Source organism: Bradyrhizobium vignae (assembly GCF_900324035.1).
Taxonomy (GTDB): domain Bacteria; phylum Pseudomonadota; class Alphaproteobacteria; order Rhizobiales; family Xanthobacteraceae; genus Bradyrhizobium; species Bradyrhizobium vignae.
Genome location: NZ_LS398110.1, coordinates 6,136,142 through 6,154,191 on the forward strand (window position 1 = coordinate 6,136,142; position 18,050 = coordinate 6,154,191).

General features: G+C 63.4%; 17 protein-coding genes. 6 read left to right on the forward strand and 11 right to left on the reverse strand.

Annotated elements, in window-relative coordinates; all coding sequences use genetic code 11:
• Positions 1-85: 85 nt before the first annotated feature.
• Positions 86-1,033, reverse strand: coding sequence for a zinc metalloprotease HtpX (gene htpX / locus BRAD3257_RS29890; RefSeq protein WP_122404862.1), 948 nt, complete (start codon positions 1,031-1,033; stop codon positions 86-88).
• 552 nt (positions 1,034-1,585) lie between these two features.
• Between htpX and BRAD3257_RS29900 the strand changes: the two genes are divergently transcribed.
• The 3 genes from BRAD3257_RS29900 to BRAD3257_RS29910 all read left to right on the forward strand — a co-directional run bounded on the left by BRAD3257_RS29900 (position 1,586) and on the right by BRAD3257_RS29910 (position 5,077).
• Positions 1,586-2,902, forward strand: coding sequence for a lytic murein transglycosylase (locus BRAD3257_RS29900; protein WP_122404863.1), 1,317 nt, complete (start codon positions 1,586-1,588; stop codon positions 2,900-2,902).
• A gap of 393 nt (positions 2,903-3,295) precedes the next feature.
• Positions 3,296-3,799 carry a DUF1993 domain-containing protein gene (locus BRAD3257_RS29905; RefSeq protein WP_122404864.1) on the forward strand — a complete coding sequence of 168 codons (504 nt, stop codon included), beginning with the start codon at positions 3,296-3,298 and terminating at the stop codon, positions 3,797-3,799.
• 177 nt (positions 3,800-3,976) lie between these two features.
• On the forward strand, positions 3,977-5,077 hold the full coding sequence (locus tag BRAD3257_RS29910; protein ID WP_122404865.1) for an alkene reductase: 1,101 nt from the start codon (positions 3,977-3,979) through the stop codon (positions 5,075-5,077).
• Positions 5,078-5,287: 210 nt separating this feature from the next.
• Here BRAD3257_RS29910 and BRAD3257_RS29915 read toward each other — a convergent pair whose 3' ends face one another.
• Together BRAD3257_RS29915 and BRAD3257_RS29920 are read right to left on the reverse strand one after the other, a co-directional pair.
• Positions 5,288-6,331, reverse strand: a complete 1,044-nt coding sequence (locus BRAD3257_RS29915) for an aromatic ring-hydroxylating dioxygenase subunit alpha (protein WP_122404866.1) — start codon at positions 6,329-6,331, stop codon at positions 5,288-5,290.
• Between the two features lie 9 nt (positions 6,332-6,340).
• On the reverse strand, positions 6,341-7,537 hold the full coding sequence (locus BRAD3257_RS29920) for an ABC transporter substrate-binding protein (protein ID WP_430648832.1): 1,197 nt from the start codon (positions 7,535-7,537) through the stop codon (positions 6,341-6,343).
• 160 nt (positions 7,538-7,697) lie between these two features.
• Between BRAD3257_RS29920 and BRAD3257_RS29925 the strand changes: the two genes are divergently transcribed.
• On the forward strand, positions 7,698-8,405 hold the full coding sequence (locus tag BRAD3257_RS29925; protein ID WP_122404868.1) for a TetR/AcrR family transcriptional regulator: 708 nt from the start codon (positions 7,698-7,700) through the stop codon (positions 8,403-8,405).
• Between the two features lie 80 nt (positions 8,406-8,485).
• Here BRAD3257_RS29925 and BRAD3257_RS29930 read toward each other — a convergent pair whose 3' ends face one another.
• The 7 genes from BRAD3257_RS29930 to glpD all read right to left on the reverse strand — a co-directional run bounded on the left by BRAD3257_RS29930 (position 8,486) and on the right by glpD (position 16,201).
• Positions 8,486-10,228 carry an ABC transporter substrate-binding protein gene (locus tag BRAD3257_RS29930; RefSeq protein WP_162500628.1) on the reverse strand — a complete coding sequence of 581 codons (1,743 nt, stop codon included), beginning with the start codon at positions 10,226-10,228 and terminating at the stop codon, positions 8,486-8,488.
• Between the two features lie 131 nt (positions 10,229-10,359).
• A complete protein-coding gene (locus tag BRAD3257_RS29935) occupies positions 10,360-10,689 on the reverse strand; it encodes a DUF2160 domain-containing protein (RefSeq protein ID WP_122404870.1) in 330 nt (109 codons plus the stop codon).
• 11 nt (positions 10,690-10,700) lie between these two features.
• Positions 10,701-11,507, reverse strand: a complete 807-nt coding sequence (locus BRAD3257_RS29940) for a carbohydrate ABC transporter permease (RefSeq protein ID WP_091898072.1) — start codon at positions 11,505-11,507, stop codon at positions 10,701-10,703.
• Complete coding sequence (locus BRAD3257_RS29945) at positions 11,507-12,481, reverse strand: carbohydrate ABC transporter permease (protein WP_122404871.1); 975 nt, start codon at positions 12,479-12,481, stop codon at positions 11,507-11,509. Before BRAD3257_RS29945 ends, BRAD3257_RS29940 begins: the two co-directional genes overlap by 1 nt.
• Positions 12,481-13,566, reverse strand: a complete 1,086-nt coding sequence (locus tag BRAD3257_RS29950) for an ABC transporter ATP-binding protein (protein ID WP_122404872.1) — start codon at positions 13,564-13,566, stop codon at positions 12,481-12,483. Before BRAD3257_RS29950 ends, BRAD3257_RS29945 begins: the two co-directional genes overlap by 1 nt.
• Positions 13,567-13,577: 11 nt before the next feature.
• Positions 13,578-14,654: an ABC transporter ATP-binding protein gene (locus BRAD3257_RS29955; protein WP_122404873.1), complete on the reverse strand. Its 1,077-nt coding sequence runs from the start codon at positions 14,652-14,654 to the stop codon at positions 13,578-13,580.
• Positions 14,651-16,201 (reverse strand): glycerol-3-phosphate dehydrogenase, encoded by a 1,551-nt coding sequence (glpD, locus tag BRAD3257_RS29960; protein WP_122404874.1) that lies wholly within the window; start codon positions 16,199-16,201, stop codon positions 14,651-14,653. Before glpD ends, BRAD3257_RS29955 begins: the two co-directional genes overlap by 4 nt.
• A gap of 289 nt (positions 16,202-16,490) precedes the next feature.
• On the opposite strand from glpD, the gene BRAD3257_RS29965 reads away from it, so the two are divergent.
• A complete protein-coding gene (locus tag BRAD3257_RS29965) occupies positions 16,491-16,742 on the forward strand; it encodes a type II toxin-antitoxin system Phd/YefM family antitoxin (RefSeq protein ID WP_122406828.1) in 252 nt (83 codons plus the stop codon).
• Positions 16,742-17,158: a type II toxin-antitoxin system VapC family toxin gene (locus tag BRAD3257_RS29970; RefSeq protein WP_122404875.1), complete on the forward strand. Its 417-nt coding sequence runs from the start codon at positions 16,742-16,744 to the stop codon at positions 17,156-17,158. The genes BRAD3257_RS29965 and BRAD3257_RS29970 overlap by 1 nt, the downstream gene beginning before the upstream one ends.
• A 2-nt stretch (positions 17,159-17,160) precedes the next feature.
• Here the strand turns inward: BRAD3257_RS29970 and BRAD3257_RS29975 are convergent, their stop codons facing one another.
• Positions 17,161-18,003, reverse strand: a complete 843-nt coding sequence (locus BRAD3257_RS29975; protein ID WP_122404876.1) for a DeoR/GlpR family DNA-binding transcription regulator — start codon at positions 18,001-18,003, stop codon at positions 17,161-17,163.
• Positions 18,004-18,050: the final 47 nt, after the last annotated feature.

Sequence of the window (18,050 nt, forward strand, 5' to 3'; positions counted from 1 at the left end):
TGGTCACGCCGAACTTTTAACACCGGCGGGGACGACCCCATGTGCGCCAGGTCACAAAGCCGGACGCAAATCCCTACCGGTTCCGTTAGCCCCAAGGCCCGCGTGAGGGGCCAGGCGAGGACGAGTGGCCCCAGGGACCGCGCGGCGGGTAGTTCTCGTTGGCACCGACCGACGGTGCCGCGCGCGTGCCGAGCTCGGCCGCGAGTTGGTGGAGGGCGGCAACGCGGTTCTGCGTCGAGGGATGGGTGGCGAACAGATTGTCCACGCCGTGGCCCGACAGCGGATTGATGATGAACATGTGCGCGGTCGCGGGATTTCGCTCGGCCTCGAAATTCGCGACCTGGTGGGCGGCACCCTCGATCTTCACCAGCGCGGAGGCCAGCCACATCGGCTGTCCGACGATGCGCGCACCGAGATTGTCCGCGGCATATTCGCGGGTGCGGCTGATCGCCATCTGGACCAGCATGGCACCGAGCGGGGCGAGGATCATCAACAGGATCGAGCCGACGATACCCGGACCGCTGTTGTTGTCACGGTGGCCGCCGAAGAACATGCCGAACTGCGCGAGCATGGAGATGGCGCCGGCGATCGTCGCGGTGATGGTCATCAAGAGCGTGTCGTGATGCTTGATGTGCGCGAGCTCGTGCGCGATCACGCCGGCGAGCTCATCGCGGCTGAGCTGGCGCACAAGACCGGTGGTGACGGCGACCGCGGCGTTTTCAGGATTGCGGCCGGTCGCGAATGCATTGGGCTGCATCTCGTCCATCAGGAACACGCGCGGCATCGGCAAGCCTGCACGGCCCGCGAGCTCGGCGACGAGGCCGACCAGCTCCGGCGCGGTCGAACGGTCGACCTCATGAGCCCCATACATCGAGAGCACCATGCGGTCGGAGTTCCAATAGGTGAAGAGATTGGTCGCGGCGGCAATGACGAGCGCGATCATGGCGCCGGAGGCGCCACCGATCAGATAGCCGACGCCCATGAACAGGGCGGTCAGGCCTGCAAGCAGCATTGCGGTACGAAGATAGTTCATGGCCGTCCCTCCTGGCCGGCCGCGGCCGCTGGAACGCCTGCAGGCCGGCACATATCAGGTGGGGATGACCCCGGCCCGGGTGCAAGGTTTCCGGGTGCGTCGCGGAGCCGCGGCACTTGACCCGGGCAGGAACGGCCGGGCACGATCGCGGCCATGCAATTCGAAATTCTCGGCGAGATTACCGACGTCGAAACTTTCGCCAGTGGCTCGGGTATCGCGAAATTGCCCGGCTGCGGCGAATCTAGGGGAGGGACGCTGGCGAAAGCGCAAGGGTATTGCCCAAGTCCGATTATGCGATGGCTCTACCCATCTCGCTGAGATACATTGGTGAGATACATTGGTATGAAGCTGGCGGTATCGGCCGCAAGGAATTCAAGATCAAGAACATGTTCCGAGGATCATGACGAAGTCGCGAAGCAAGCAACTGGTAATCTGCGTGGCGAGGATTACCTTTATCCGAAAACCCTCTTTCGCGACACAGCCCTTCCCCTCGCGGTGAAACGCGCCGTATTGGCCGCCTAGCGGCTTCCCCTGACAGCACCAGAGATATTGATGCCGCTGAACTGCTTTGGTTCTCGCCTTGCGATCGCAACGATCGCGGTCTCGCTTGCCCTCGCCCTACCCGCCTCCGCCCAGTTCGCGCCGCCGTCCCCCAGGCCCGTCGCGCCAAAAGCAACGGTCCCCTCGCCGCGCGCGGCCTCGTGCCATAACGGCGCGAGCTTCGATCGCTTCCTGGCCGACGTGAAGCAACAGGCGGCGGCCGCCGGCGTGTCGCAGCGCGCAATCGCGGAGGCTTCGCCCTATCTCGTCTACGACCAGGGCATCGTCAATCGCGACCGCGGCCAGCGCGTGTTCGGCCAGCTCTTCACTGAATTTGCCGGACGCATGGCCGCGCCCTATCGCATGCAGAACGGACAGCAGCACATCAAGCAATACGCTGCCGCGTTCGCGCGCGCCGAGAAGGAGTATGGCGTACCGCCGGCCGTGATCGCCGCCTTCTGGGGCCTCGAGAGCGACTTCGGCGCCAACATGGGCAACCTGCCGACGCTGAAATCACTGGTGTCGCTCGCCTATGATTGCCGCCGCTCCGAGATGTTCGTGAACGAGACCATCGCCGCGCTGAAGATCATCGACCGCGGCGATCTGCATCCCGACGAGATGATCGGCTCCTGGGCCGGCGAGCTCGGGCAGACCCAATTCCTGCCCGTGCATTACGTCAACTACGCCGTCGAATATGACGGCGACGGGCGGCGCGACCTGTTGCACTCTGGGGCTGATGTAATCGGCTCGACCGCGAACTACATCGCAAACGGATTGAAGTGGCGGCGCGGCGAGCCATGGCTGGAAGAGATCAAGGTGCCGCCAAACCTGCCGTGGGAGAAGACCGATCTCACGGTGCGGGAGCCGCGCTCGACATGGGCGCAGTTGGGCGTGACCTATCCCGACGGACGACCGCTGCCGAGCGACAACCTGCCGGCCTCCGTGCTGCTGCCGATGGGACGGACCGGTCCTGCCTTCATGGCATACGCGAATTTCGCGGCCTACACGGAGTGGAATAATTCGCTGATCTATTCGACCACGGCTGGCTATCTCGCCTCGCGCATCGCGGGCGCGCCGCCGATGCGCAAACCTGCCGCGCCGGTCGCGCAGCTGCCGTTCAATGAACTCAAGCAATTGCAGCAGCTCCTCGTCCAAGCCGGCTTCAATGTCGGCAAGATCGACGGCGTGCTCGGCCAGCAGAGCCGCGCGGCCGTGAAGGCAATGCAGATCAAGTACGGCCTGCCGGCGGATTCCTGGCCGACGGCAGAGCTGCTCGCCCGCATGCGCGGCAGCACGGCGCAGGCGCAACCGGCGGGCGTGGTGCGCTAAAGCATGATCGGGAAAAGTGCGAAGCGGTTTTCCGGAAAGATCATGCGTAAACAACAAGCTAAAGCGCGATGACGATTCATCCAAATCTCATCGCGCTTTAAGCCCTCCTCTCATGCCCCGCGACCCGGCTACGCCAAGGCTTCGCCGGGGTGAAGGTCCAGGGGCGCCGAAGCTTTAGCGAAGGCGGCCGGCGGGGCATCCAGTACGCCGCGGCCTCTCGGTCAATCACTGCCGTCTCGGCTTACTGGATCGCCCGTCTTCGCGGGCGATGACACCTGGAGAGAATTTTCGCATTGCACAAGCCGCTTCTCGCGATTGTATTTTTCCATGACATTCCCATGTGAGTAACTCAGGTTTTCTCCTGAGATTTTCCTTCATCGAAGCGAGCATCACATGTCCTTCCACGACGCCGTCGTTCCCGCCTATTTGCAAATGCTGAACAGCCTGACCGGCCTGCTCACCAAGGCCGAGGCGCATTGCGCAGCGAAAAAGATCGACCCGGGCGTGTTGCTCGGCTCCCGCCTCTTCCCGGACATGCTGCCGCTGTCGAAGCAGATCCAGCTCGTCAGCGATTTCGCCACCAAGGGCTGCGCGCGGCTGACCCACAGCGAGGTGCCGTCGACGCCCGACACGGAGACCAGTTTCGCGGAATTGAAGCAGCGGCTGGCGAAGACGATCGACTATGTGAAGTCGTTCAAGCCCGAGCAGTTCGAAGGCGCCGATGTCAGGGACGTCACCTTCCCGGCCGGCCCCGACAAATCCATCACCATGAAGGGCCAGCAATTCCTGAGCTCGTTCTCGCTGCCGAACTTCTATTTCCACGCCGCGATCGCCCACGGTATTTTGCGCCACAACGGCGTCGAGATCGGCAAACGCGATTTCCTGGGTGCAAACTGATTGCGATTGCACGGCCACGACAGCCGTATTCCACTGTCGTGGCCAAAATGGCGTATGAATTGTGCTACGCGGGCGTTGACGCGTAGCTCGCCTGCACTTTCCGTATGGCTCATCCCTTGCGCCTGATGTCGCGATGCACAAGTGTTCAAGACCTCTCACCGCCTGGAAACATTTCCCATGAGCCGTTCGACCAAATTGCTTGAGACCTACAAGCTCGGCCCGATCACGCTGGCCAACCGCCTGGTCATGGCGCCGCTGACGCGCAACCGCGCCGTTCCCGGCACGTTCGTGCCCGGCGCACTCGCCGCCGACTATTACGCCCAGCGCGCCTCCGCAGGCCTCCTGATCACTGAAGCGAGCCAGATTTCGCAACAGGGCCAAGGCTATCAAGACACGCCCGGCATCTACTCGAAGGATCAGGTCGCCGGCTGGCGCAAGGTCACCGACCGCGTCCACGAGCGCGGTGGCAAGATCTTCATCCAGCTCTGGCATGTCGGCCGCATCTCGCATGTCGATCTCCAGGCGAATGGCGCAGCTCCGGTGGCGCCAAGCGCGATCCGCGCCAAGGGCAAGACCTTCGTCAACGGCGGCTTCGCCGACGTCTCCGAGCCGCGCGCACTCGAGCTTTCCGAAATTCCCGGCATTATCGACGACTTCAAGCGTGCGACGACGAACGCGCTGGAAGCCGGCTTCGACGGCGTCGAGATCCACGGCGCCAACGGCTATCTGCTCGACCAGTTCGCACGGGACGGCGCCAACAAGCGCACCGATGCCTATGGCGGCTCGATCGAGAACCGCGCGCGGCTGATGCTGGAAGTCGCCGGGGCTGTTGCCACTGAGGTCGGCAGCGACCGCACCGGCATCCGCATCTCGCCGGTGACGCCGGCGAACGATCTCTCCGACAGCAACCCGCAACCGCTTTTCGACCACATCGTCGACGGCCTCAGCGCGCTCAAGCTCGCCTATCTCCACGTCGTCGAGGGCGCCACCGGCGGCCCGCGCGACATCGCGCCGTTCGACTATGCCTCCTTGCGCAAGCGGTTCTCCGGCGCCTACGTCGCCAACAACGGCTACGATTTCGACCTCGCCACCAAGATGCTGGAGGCGAACGCGGCCGATCTCATCGCCTTCGGCAAGCCGTTCATCTCCAACCCCGACCTGGTCGAGCGGCTGAAGCAGGGCGCAGGCCTGAACGACTGGGACAAGACCACGTTCTACGGCGGCGGCGCCAAGGGGTATACGGACTACCCGACGCTGGCGGCCGAGCCGGCGGAGTAGCCGCCCGTCGTCACTCCATCCTCCGTCATTGCGAGGAGGTAGTGACAAAATTGCGAAGCAATTTTGCACTGATGCGACGAAGCAATCCAGACTGCATCCGCGGAACGACTCTGGATTGCTTCGCTGCGCTCGCAATGACTGTGCGGCAACAGGATCCGCTCACCGCTCGAGAAGGCCGGGGCCGCTGCCGGCCTGTGCCTGCCGGCAGGCTCACGCCAATGCGCGCGTCTCGCTCTCCGCAGCCACCATGCGTTCCACGATGCGACGCATGCGCTGCGGGGCGGCATCGATGGCGAGACGGATTGTCTTGGCATTGGGGCGGGCCTGCGCGACCTTCTCGATTCGCTCCAGAATCTCCTTGTCCTCGTTAAAGGCGATACGGAAATCGGCGTGCAGGCGCTGATCGACGTCGCCGTCGTCAAGCGCAAAATTGCGCACATGGAGCCAGTGATCGATGCAGATGTGGTCGTCGACCGGCGTGATGAAGTGGCATGCGAAGATGCGCAGTCCCCTGTCCCGGTCAATGGGATCTGCGATCTTGCCGGCATCCGCGCTGCCGAAATCGATTACCGCGATACAGGGCGCGATATAGTCATAGTAATGCCAGCGATCGACGTTGCCGGCGAAATTGCCGTACTTGGCGAACAGCGGGATCGGCGGCGCGTTCCTGATCCACCGCCACACCAGCACGCCATCCTCGGAAAAGGTGTGCTCCACCGGAATGTCTTCGCTGGCCGAATTGCCGAGCGTCGACAGGTGGACGAAGCTGACATGCGCGGGATCGCAGAGATTGTCGGCAAGGTTGAGATAGTTGGTTTCGATTCGAAGAGCGTCTCCTTCCGCCGCATGCCAGTCGTTCTGACCATATTGCGGCAGATCATAGATCCGCGAGGGGTCGGCGAGTGCGGGATCGCCGGGCCAGATCCAGACCAGCCCCATCTTCTCCCTGAGCGGATAGGACGACACACGTGCATTCGGCGGGATCATCGGCTGCCCCGGAATCCGGACACAGCGTCCGTCGGCCCCGAACGTCATGCCGTGATAGCCGCACTCGATCGCATCGCCCTTGAGCTTGCCCATCGACAGCGGCGCCAACCGGTGTGGACATGCGTCGTCGAGCGCAACGACGCCACCCCCTTCGCTGCGATAGACGACAAGGTCCATGCCGAGGATGCGGTGGCGCGACAGCGAGCGCGTGACGTTGCGAGACCACGTCAGCGGGTACCAGGTATTGCGGGGAGCGAACAGGTTCATGCGGCACCTCTAGTTCTTGAGCTTGGCCATGACCTCGGCGTCGGCGGGCTGGTAATCGGCACCGTCGACATAGCGCCAGTCGGTCATTATGCCCTGGCCGTCTCGCACTGCGAGCTTGCCGACGTAGACGCCCATGGTGGATTGATGATCGATCGCACGGAACGCGATCGGCCCCACCGGCGTGTCGACCTTCAGGTGTTCCATCGCCTTGATCAGATCGTCGGACTTGGTCGAGCCGGCGGTCTCGATCGCCTTCGCGAGGACCAGCGTGTTGGTGTAGCCGATGAGCGCGCCGATGTTGGGCGGCTCCTTGAATCGGGCGATATAGGCCTTCAAGAACGAGTCATGCTGAGCTGTCTTGATCTCGCTCCAGGGATATCCGGTCACGATCCAGCCGGGCGGCGCCTCATCTTTCAGCGGTGCCAGATATTCCGGCTCGCCGGAGAGAATGCTTACCACGGCGCGGTTCGCGAAGGCATTTCGCGTCGATCCCTCGCGCACGAGCTTGACAAGATCCGATCCGAACGTCGCATTGAAGATGGCATCCGGGTTCTCCCCCGCCATTGCCTGCACGACTGCACCGGCATCGATCTTGCCGAGCGGCGGCCACTGCTCGGAGACGAATTCGACGTCGGGCTTCAATCGCTTCAGTTCGCGCTTGAAGCTCGCCACCGCCGCCTGACCGAACTCGTAGTTCGGTGCAATCGTCGCCCAGCGCCGCACGGGGAACTTGGCCGCCTCCTTTGCCAGGATGGAGGCCTGGGTATACGTGCTCGGCCGCAGCCTGAACGTATAGCGATTGCCCTTCTCCCAGATGAGAGCATCGGTCAGGGGCTGCGAGGCGAGGAAGAATGTCCGCTTCTGCTTGGCGAAATCGGCGACGGCAAGGCCAACATGGGAGAGGATCGTGCCCGTCAGGAGCTCGACCTGCTCACCGTCGACGAGCTGACCGGCTGCGGTGATGGCCACGTCCGGCTTGCCGGCGTCGTCGCGGGCAATGATCTCGAGCTTGCGGCCGAGCACGCCCCCTTTCCCGTTGATCTCGTCGCGCGCGAGCTCCCAGCCCTGGCGATAACCGCGGGTCCCCAGCGGGAGGGCCGAATAGCTTGAGATCTCGCCGATCTTGATCGGCGGTGGCTCTGCGGCCCGGCCTGGGGCGCAGGCCACCGCCAGGATAAGTCCGACGAACTTCGCAGCAGCCGAAATGCGCATATCAGCCTCCCGCCATTGGGACTCGCGTATGTATGTAGTACTTACTACATAGCGAATACCACGAGCTGATGGTTGTCAATGGCGAAGAATCGGCGGGGCTTGCCAAAAAAATGGCAGGCCCCATCCTGCTGGCTGTGATTCCCTGGGATACGCAATGGCCAACGATACAGAGCTGCCAGCCCGCACACTGGCCGGCCCGCGCCTCAAGCGGGCGGCCAAGCGGAAAAGGGCCTCAACGGTTCGACGGACGCGAGCGCCCGATCAGACCCGTGAAGCCATTCTGCGTGCGGCCGTCGCCGAGTTTGCCCGCGAAGGCTACGGCGGCGCGCGGGTCGATCGCATCAGCAAGGCCGCCAAGAGCAACGACCGGATGCTCTATTATTACTTCAAGAGCAAGGAGAAGCTCTTTCATCAGGTCATCGAGCATTGCTATGCCGATCTGGTCGCGTCGGAAGAGGCGCTCGACCTCGATTTTTCCAGCCCGCGCCAGTCGCTGGCGGCGCTGGTTGCCTTCAACTGGAACTATTATTGGGCCCATCCGGAGCTATTGAGCATTCTCGCCACGGAAAATCTCTTCAAGGGCCGTCACGTCAAGAACAATATCCGTCGCAGCTTTGCCAATACGCAGCTCGGCATGCTTGAGCGCGTGCTCCAGAGCGGGGTCGAACGGGGCGAGTTCAGGGCGGGCTGCGACCGCTTCCATCTTTATCTGTCGATCCTCTCGCTCACCTACTTCTACCGCGCCAACCTCTACACGTTGTCGAGTTACACGCAGATCGATCTTGCGGACCAGGCGATGCGGAACGCCTGGCTGGCACACGTGCAGAAGATGATCGAAGATTCTGTGAAGCGGAAGGAGTAAGGTCGGCGAAGTGAATGCGGCATGAAAGAAAAAGGCCGGGATCGCTCCCGGCCTTTCATTTTGATGACGCTGCGCGCCGCTTACTTCGCTTCCGCGCGCTTCGGCGGGGTCGCCGGCCACGACTTGATCAGCGTGTCGTAGTCGACCGTCTCGCCCTTCGGCTTCTCGTTGGCGAGCTTGCGCTGGGGCGCGATGGTGCCGTCCTTCTCGGCCTTGGCGAACCAGTACTCCGGCTTCTCCTTCTTGTGCAGCTTCGGACCGCAGGCGCCCTGCACGCCGGACTTCTCCAGACGTTCCATCACGGAGTCCTGGGCAGCCGCAAGGGCATCCATCGCGGCTTGCGGCGTCTTCGCACCGGACGACGCATCGCCGATGTTCTGCCACCACAGCTGCGCGAGCTTCGGATAGTCGGGCACGTTGTTGCCGGTCGGGGTCCACTGCACGCGGGCGGGCGAGCGGTAGAACTCGATCAGGCCGCCGAGCTTCGGCGCACGCTCGGTGAACGACTTGTCCCAGATGTCGGATTCACGGATGAAGGTGAGACCGACATGGCTCTTCTTCAAGCTCACCGACTTGGAGACGATGAACTGGAGATAGAGCCAGGCTGCCTTGCGGCGGTCCGGCGGGGTCGACTTCAGCAGCGTCGCGGAGCCGGCGTCCTGGTAGCCGAGCTTCATGCCTTCCTTCCAGTACGCACCGTGGGGCGAGGGCGCCATACGCCACTTCGGCGTACCGTCCGCGTTCATCACGGCGATGCCCGGCTTCACCATGTCGGCGGTGAAGGCGGTGTACCAGAACATCTGCTGGGCGATGTTGCCCTGCGCCGGAACGGGGCCGGCTTCAGAGAAGGTCATGCCCTGCGCCTGCGGCGGCGCATACTTCTTCAGCCACTCGAGATATTTGGTGATCGAATAGACCGCGGCCGGACCGTTGGTGTCGCCACCGCGTTCCACCGATGAGCCGACCGGGCGGCAGCCTTCCATGCGGATGCCCCATTCGTCGACCGGCAGGCCGTTCGGAATGCCCTTGTCACCGTTGCCGGCCATCGACAGCCAGGCGTCGGTGAAACGCCATCCGAGCGAGGGGTCCTTCTTGCCATAGTCCATATGGCCGTAGACCTTGACGCCGTTGATCTCCTTGATGTCGTTGGTGAAGAACTCGGCGATGTCCTCATAGGCGGACCAGTTCACGGGCACGCCGAGCTCGTAGCCATACTTGGCCTTGAACTTGGCCTTGTAGTCCGGATTGGTGAACCAGTCGTAGCGGAACCAATAGAGGTTGGCGAACTGCTGGTCGGGCAGCTGGTAGAGCTTGCCGTCTGGAGCCGTCGTGAAAGACTTGCCGATGAAGTCGTTGACGTCGAGCATGGGATCGGTGACGTCCTTGCCCTCGCCGGTCATGTAATCCGACAGCACCACGGTCTGGCCGTAGCGGAAATGCGTGCCGATCAGGTCGCTGTCGTTGATCCAGCCGTCATAGACGTTCTTGCCCGACTGCATCTGCGTCTGCAGCTTCTCGACGACGTCACCTTCCTGGATGAGGTCGTGCTTGAGCTTGATGCCGGTGATCTCGGAGAACGCCTTGGCCAGCGTCTGCGACTCGTATTCGTGGGTCGTGATGGTCTCGGAGACGACGTTGATCTCCATGCCCTTGAACGGCTCGGCGGCCTTGGCGAACCACTCCAGCTCCTTCTTCTGATCTTCCTTCGACAGCGTCGAGGGCTGGAATTCCGCGATCCACTTCTGGATCACGGCGTCGTCGGCGGCGCGAACCGGCGCCGAGACGGCGAACGACACTGCTACGATCGCAGCGGCGCTGGACATGGTCAGAAAACTATTCTTGGTCAATGGACCTTTCCTTCTCCTAAACTGTCGCATGTTGTTCCTCCGTTGCAGCGACAAACTTTTATACAGGCCCGGGTTGCCCCCCGGATCTGGCCGTCCCTTCGCGAGCTTCAGACCGTGCGAAAAACAAGCACTGCCGTGGCCAGCGAAATTCCACTTGCGAGCCACAGGCTCGAAATTTCAAACTCCTCCTCGCCGATCGGCAGCGTGGCGATCGGATCGGTCCCGACGAGGCCGATCCACACGAGATGGATGACGGCGGCCGCGATCAGCGAGATGAACAGACGGTCGCCGCGCGTGGTCGGAATACTGAGAACGCCGATGCGCTCGGCCTCCGGATAGACCGCAGCGAGCCACGTCATCACCGCGAGCGTGCAGGCCAGCCCGGCGAAGAAGATCGCGGTCGGCAGCGTCCAGGCCATCCATGCAATAGACTCCATGATCGCCCCCCTTATACGCGGCCGAGCGCGAAGCCGCGCGCGATGTAGTTGCGGACGAACCAGATCACCAGCGCGCCCGGGATGATGGTGAGCACGCCGGCAGCCGCGAGCAGGCCCCAGTCCATGCCGGCGGCCGAGACCGTGCGCGTCATGATCGCGGCGATCGGCTTGGCCTGCACCGAGGTCAGCGTGCGCGCCAGCAGAAGCTCGACCCAGGAGAACATGAAGCAGAAGAAGGCGGCGACGCCGATGCCGCTCGCAATCAGCGGCACCAGGATCTTGATGAAGAAGCGCGGAAAGGAATAGCCGTCGAGGAAGGCGGTCTCGTCGATCTCGCGCGGCACGCCGGAGACGAAGCCTTCGAGGATCCAGACCGCCAGCGGCACGTTGAAGATGCAGTGCGCGAGCGCGACGGCCCAGGGCGTGTCGAACAGCCCGATTGCCGAATAGAGGTTGAAGAACGGCAGCGCATAGACCGCGGCCGGCGCCATGCGGTTCGACAGCAGCCAGAAGAACAGGTGCTTGTCGCCGAGGAAGCGGTAGCGCGAGAACGCATAGGCCGCAGGCAGCGCCACAGCGATCGAGATGATGGTGTTGAGGACGACGTATTCGAGCGAATTGATGTAGCCGGAATACCAGCTCTCGTCGGTGAAGATGCGCTTGTAGTGCTGCAGCGTCGGGGTGTGCGGCCATAGCGTCATCGTCGAGACGATCTCGCTGTTGGTCTTGAAGCTCATGTTGACGAGCCAATAGATCGGCAGCAGCAGGAAGATCAGGAACAGCCCCATGACGAGGCGGCGGCCGGGAATCGAATGCATCAGGCCACTCCTTCCTTTGGCTTGAGCGCGGGCACGGGTTTGAGCGCGGCCGAAGGCTTCGGCTCCATCGCCTCCTCGCTCGAAGCCTGGACTTTGCGTTCGACGCCGGCATTGGTCATGACGGTGTAGAAGATCCAGCAGACGATCAGGATGATCAGGTTGTAGACCAGCGACAGCGCCGCGGCCTTGCCGAGGTCGAACTGGCCGAGCGCGATCTTGACGAGCTCGATCGACACGAACGTCGTGGAGTTGCCGGGCCCGCCGCCGGTGACGACGAAGGGCTCGGTGTAGATCATGAAGCTGTCCATGAAGCGCAGCAGCACGGCGATCAGCAGCACGCGATTCATCTTGGGCAGCTGGATCGCCTTGAACACCGCCCAGCGCGAGGCGCCGTCGATCTGCGCGGCCTGGTAATAGGCTTCGGGAATCGACTTCAGGCCAGCGTAGCAGAGCAGCGCGACGAGGCTGGTCCAGTGCCAGACGTCCATCACGATGACGGTGACCCAGGCATCGATGTCGTTGGAGACGTAGTTATAGTCGAAGCCGGCAGCGTTGAGCACATAGCCGAGCAGGCCGATGTCCGGACGGCCAAAGATCTGCCAGATCGTTCCGACCACGTTCCACGGAATCAAGAGCGGAAGCGCGAGAATCACGAGGCAGGCCGCGACCGTCCAGCCCTCGCGCGGCATCGACAGCGCGACGACGATGCCGAGCGGCACCTCGATGGCGAGGATCACCAGCGAGAAAAACAGGTTACGCCCGAGCGAGGCGAGGAAGCGGCCGCCGAGATCGGTCGAGGGATCGAGCAGTTCCTTGAACCAGCCGACGCCGTTCCAGAAGAACTGGTTATTGCCGAACGTATCCTGCATCGAATAGTTCACCACCGTCATCAGCGGCAGCACCGCCGAGAAGGCGACGACCAGGAATACCGGCAGCACCAGAAACCAGGCTTTTTGGTTGACGGTCTTGTCCATCAGGCGGCTCCCTCCACCAGAAGGCTGTCGGCATAGACGTGCACATGCGACGGGTCGAATTTCAGCCCGGCGGTGCCGTCCGGACTGGTGAAGCCGCCAGGGGCGCGCGCCGCGAGCTTTGCGTCGCCAAGGCGCGCACGCGCGAAACGGATGCGGCCGAGATCGTCGATGCGCTCGATCTTCGCGGTGAGCAGGCCCGGCGCGGGCGTGACCACCTCGACGAATTCGGGACGGACGCCGATCTCGATCTTCGCTCCCGCAGGCAGGTTGTCGTAGCTGCGGTTGAGCGCGATGACGTGGCCGTCGAGCCTGGCCTCGCGTCCCCGCACCTCCGCTGGCAGGATGTTCATGCCGGGCGAGCCGATGAAATAGCCGACGAAGGTATGCGCCGGCTTGTCGAACAGCTCGGCCGGCGTGCCGCTCTGCACCACGCGGCCGTCATGCATGACGACGACGGTGTCGGCGAAAGTCAGCGCCTCGGTCTGGTCGTGGGTCACGTAAATCATCGTGAGGTCGAGCTCGCGATGCAGCGCCTTCAGCTTGGAGCGAAGCTGCCACTTCAGCTCGGGATCGATCACCGTCAGCGGCTCGTCGAACAGCACAGCGGCGACGTCGGAGCGGACGAGGCCGCGGCCGAGCGAGATCTTCTGCTTGGCATCCGCCGTGAGCCGAGTTGCTTTGCGATTGAGATAGGGTTCGAGATCGAGCAGGCGGCCGATCTCGGCGACGCGCCGGTCGATCTCGGCCTTCGGCACGCCGCGGTTCTTCAGCGGGAACGCCAGATTCTGCCCGACCGTCATGGTGTCGTAAATCACCGGAAACTGGAACACTTGGGCGATGTTCCGCTTCTGGGTTGACAGCGGTGTGATGTCCACACCATCGAACATGATTTTTCCGCGCGACGGCGTGATGATGCCGGAAATGACGTTGAGCAGCGTGGTCTTGCCGCAGCCGCTCGGGCCGAGCAGCGCATAGGCGCCGCCCTGCCGCCAAGTCATGGTGACGGGCTTGAGCGCAAAGCTCTCCGGCGCGGCACCGTTGCCGCCGTAGGAGTGGGCGAGATCGACGAGGTCAATGCGGGCCATGACGCACCTCCTCAGGAGCTCGGTGCTGCGACGAGGCGATCAGCCGCGTCGAACACAAAAACATCATTGGGATCGAGCACGGCATGGATGGTCTGGCCGGGCTCGAATTCGTGCACGCCGTGCAGCACCGCCACCCAGTTCGAACCATCGCGGGTCAGATGCACGAAACTCTCCGAACCGGTGATCTCGGTCACCGTGACAGTGGCGTGGAAGGCGTGGCGATCGGCCTGGCCACTGGCGAGCCCGAGCTGATGGGCACGGAAGCCGATGCGGTAGAAGCCGTCGGGCAGACCGGCATAAAGCCCGGACGCGGGCGCTGCACTCCCGCCGGCGTATTGGACCATGCCATTCCCCTTCTCGAGGCCGACGAGATTGAGCGGCGGATCCGAAAACACCTGCGCGACGCGCAAGGTCTGCGGCCGGCGGTAAACGTTAGAGGTCTCGCCCATCTGCAGCGCCTGCCCCTCCCACATGCACACCGTGTTGCCGCCGAGCAGCAGCGCCTCGCTCGGCTCGGTGGTGGCATAGACGAAGATCGCGCCGGAGGCCTCGAAGATGCGCGGCAGCTCGGCGCGCAGCTCCTCACGCAGCTTGTAGTCGAGATTGGCGAGCGGCTCGTCGAGCAGCACGAGATCGGCGCCCTTGACCAGCGCGCGGGCGATCGCGGTGCGCTGCTGCTGGCCGCCGGAGAGCTGGAGCGGCGTGCGCTTCAGGAATGGCTCGAGCCGCAGCAGCTTTGCCGCCTCCGCCACGCGCGCCTCGATCTCATCGCGCGGCTTGCCCTGCACGCGCAAGGGCGAAGCGATGTTCTCGTAGACCGTCAGCGAGGGGTAGTTGATGAACTGCTGATAGACCATCGCGACCGAACGCTGGCGCACGTCGGCGCCGGTGACGTCCTTGCCATTGACCAGCACCTTGCCTGATGTCGGCTTGTCGAGGCCTGCGAGCAATCGCATGATCGAGGTCTTGCCCGACAGCGTCGGCCCGAGCAGGACGTTGAGCGTGCCGCTCTCCAGCGTCAGCGAGACGTCCCGAATGTGCGGCACGCCGTCTAAGGTCCGGGTCACGTGATCGAGTGTCACGGTCATGAGCGTCCTCCCGCTTCCAGCAGAGGACTTTGCGGCACGGCGTGGGTCCTGATCCAGCCGTCAAGCGCCGCGATCTCGTCGGCGGTTAGTCGCAGGCCGAGCTTGGAACGACGCCAGACGATGTCCTCGGCGGTGACGGCCCATTCATTGGCCATGAGATAGCGGACCTCGCGCTCGGTCAGGGTCGCACCGAAGGCCTCGCCGAGATCGGCGGCGGATTTCGCATCGCCGAGCAGCTTGATGGCACGGGTGCCATAGGCGCGCGCGAGGCGCCGGGCATGCTCATGGCTGAGGAACGGATAGCCGCGCTGCAATTCCGCAATCAGGCCATCGACGGCGGAGACGTCCATATCTCCGCCGGGTAGCGGCCATTTGCCGGTCCACCCTTCGCGCGCCTTGGCACTGCGAAGATAGGGCGCGAGCCGCTCCAGCGCCTCCTCGGCGAGCCGGCGATAGGTCGTGATCTTGCCGCCATAGATCGACAGCAGCGGCGTCCCGCCGGGCGTGTCGAGCTCGAACACGTAGTCGCGGGTTGCGGCCTTGGCCTCGCTGGCGCCGTCGTCGTAGAGGGGACGCACGCCGGAATAGGTCCAAACCACATCCTCGGGCGTCACGGGCTTGGCCAGATATTCGCTTGCCGCCTTGCAGAGATATTCGATCTCCTCAGCCGTCGCCTTCACCTTGGCGGGATCGCCGTCATAGTCGCGATCGGTGGTGCCGATCAGCGTGAAATCGTCCTGGTACGGGATCACGAAGATGATGCGGCCGTCGGCGTTCTGGAACATGTAGGCGCGGTCGTGGTCGTAGAGCTTTTTCACGACGATGTGCGAGCCCTGCACCAGGCGGACTTTTGCCTTGGCATTGACGCCGGCACCGCGGCCGAGCACGTCCTCGACCCAGGGACCGCCGGCATTGACCAGCGCACGCGCCCGGACCTGCGAGCGCTCGCCGGTCAGCATGTTGACCATGTTGACGGTCCAGAGGCCGTCGGCCTGGCGGATCTCGGTGGCGCGGGTGCGAGTGCGGATCTCCGCACCCTTGTCGGCAGCATCGCGCGCGTTGAGCACGACGAGGCGGGCGTCATCGACGAAGCAGTCCGAATATTCGAAGGCGCGGCTGTAGCGGTTCGGGATCAGCGGCTTGCCGACCTCATCGCGCTTGAGATCGACCGAGCGCGTGGCGGGCAGCAGATGGCGGCCGCCGATGTGATCATAAAGGAAGAGGCCGAGGCGCAGCAGCCAGGCGGGGCGGAGCCCTGCATGATGCGGCAGAACGAAACGCAGGGGGCGGATGATGTGGGGCGCGATGCCCCAGAGGATCTCGCGCTCGATCAGCGCCTCGCGCACCAGCCGAAACTCGTAATATTCGAGGTAGCGCAGGCCGCCATGCACCAGCTTGGTCGACCAGGACGAGGTTCCGCTCGCCAGATCGTTCATTTCGCACAGGAAAACCGTGTTGCCGCGGCCCACCGCGTCGCGCGCGATGCCGCAACCGTTAACACCGCCTCCGATGATGGCGAGATCGAAAATACGCTCCAACAGACGCATCCCCCGGCGACCGCCCGTTCCTCGAGCGGTTACTTTCGTTTTTGATTAGATCACACCGGAAAACGAAAGCAAGACGAAAGAGAGGCGGAAGGAAGTGAAAGAGGAACTTTTTCAACGGCAATGAGACAGCGAAATCAGCAGCCGGGCGGGCAGATTTAGGGGCAAACAGCTTGATTGAACGGCAGGCTGATGCGGGCCCGTCAACCGACCTGCTCGCGGACTTGAATGTAGCAACATCTCTACGTAGATTCCGCAGGCGGAGCATAGCCACGGCTTGGAGGCTCAAACGATGGTGACCACCCTGACCAGCCGACAATTCAATCAAGATACCAGCGGCGCCAAGAAAGCCGCATCGCAGGGTCCCGTCTTTATTACCGACCGCGGTCGCCCGGCCCATGTCCTATTGAGGATCGAGGATTATTTGCGCCTGAGCGGCGGGCATATGAGCCTTGCCGAAGCTCTGGCACAGGCGAACGCGGACTTCGATTTCGAACCGCCTCGCGTGACCGGCGGCATTTCCAGGCCCGCTGATCTCGACTGATGTTTCTGCTCGACACCAATGTCATTTCCGAACTGAGGCGGCCGGACAAGGCCAATCGCAATGTCCTCGCTTGGGCCAATGCTGTGCCTGCGGCGAATTTTTTCATGTCCGCCATCTCGATTCTTGAGATTGAACTTGGTGCGCGCCTGATCGAGCGCAAAGACGCGGCGCAAGGTGCTGTCCTGCGTGCCTGGATCAACGATCACATTCTGGCCCGCTTCGAAGGAAGGATTCTGGCGATCGACACCGCCGTGGCGCAGCGTTGCGCCCAGCTGCATGTTCCCAACCCGTGGGCCGAACGCGACGCCCTTATCGCTGCGACCGCGCTTGTTCACGGCTTGACGGTCGTTACGCGCAATGTGGGGGATTTCGACCCTACGGGCGTGACGCTGCTGAATCCGTGGAGCGGCACCTAAATTTAGCGCAGCCGCACGACCGGCGCGACTTCCGGTGCCGCATCCTGAGCATCGGCCGCATCGTCGATATCCGCCCCCTTCGGCAGCGCCTCCACCACCTCGATGCCCTTGCTGTGGCAGATCGTGGCGAGGCGCTCGGGCAGCTCCTGGTCGGTCACGAAGGTCTGGATCTGGGTGATGTGGGCGATGCGCACCGGCGCGCTGCGGCGCAGCTTGGTGGAATCGGCGACCAGCATGACGCTGCGGGCATTGGCGATGATGGCCTGCGCCACCTGAACCTCGCGATAGTCGAAGTCGAGCAGCGCGCCCTCCTCGTCGATCGCGGACGCCCCGATGATGGCATAGTCGACCTTGAACTGGCCGATCAGCTGCGTCGCGGTCGAGCCGACCACCGCACCGTCGGCGCGCCGCACCGTGCCGCCGGCCACCACCACCTCGATGCGGGGATGGCGGTAGAGCAGCATCGCGACATTGAGATTGTTGGTGATGACGAGGAGGTCCTCGTGCGAGGTCAGCGCGCTCGCGACCTCCTCCGTCGTGGTGCCGATGTTGATGAACAGCGAGCAACCGTTCGGGATCAGCGAGGCGGCTGCAGCGCCAATCGCCTTCTTCTCGTCGGCGGCGACGAAACGGCGCGCCTCATAGGCGAGATTCTCCACGCCGGAGGCGATAATGGCGCCGCCATGAATGCGGGTCAGCGATCTCCGTTCGCAGAGATCGTTGAGATCCTTGCGGATGGTCTGCGCGGAGACTTCGAACCGGCGCGCCAGCTCGTCGACCATGACGCGGCCGGAGGCGCGCGCGATGTTGAGGATTTCGGCTTGGCGATGGGTCAGTCCGGTCACGGCAACGGCCTCAAATCAGGATGATGCATGGTGCGGCGGTTCGCGCT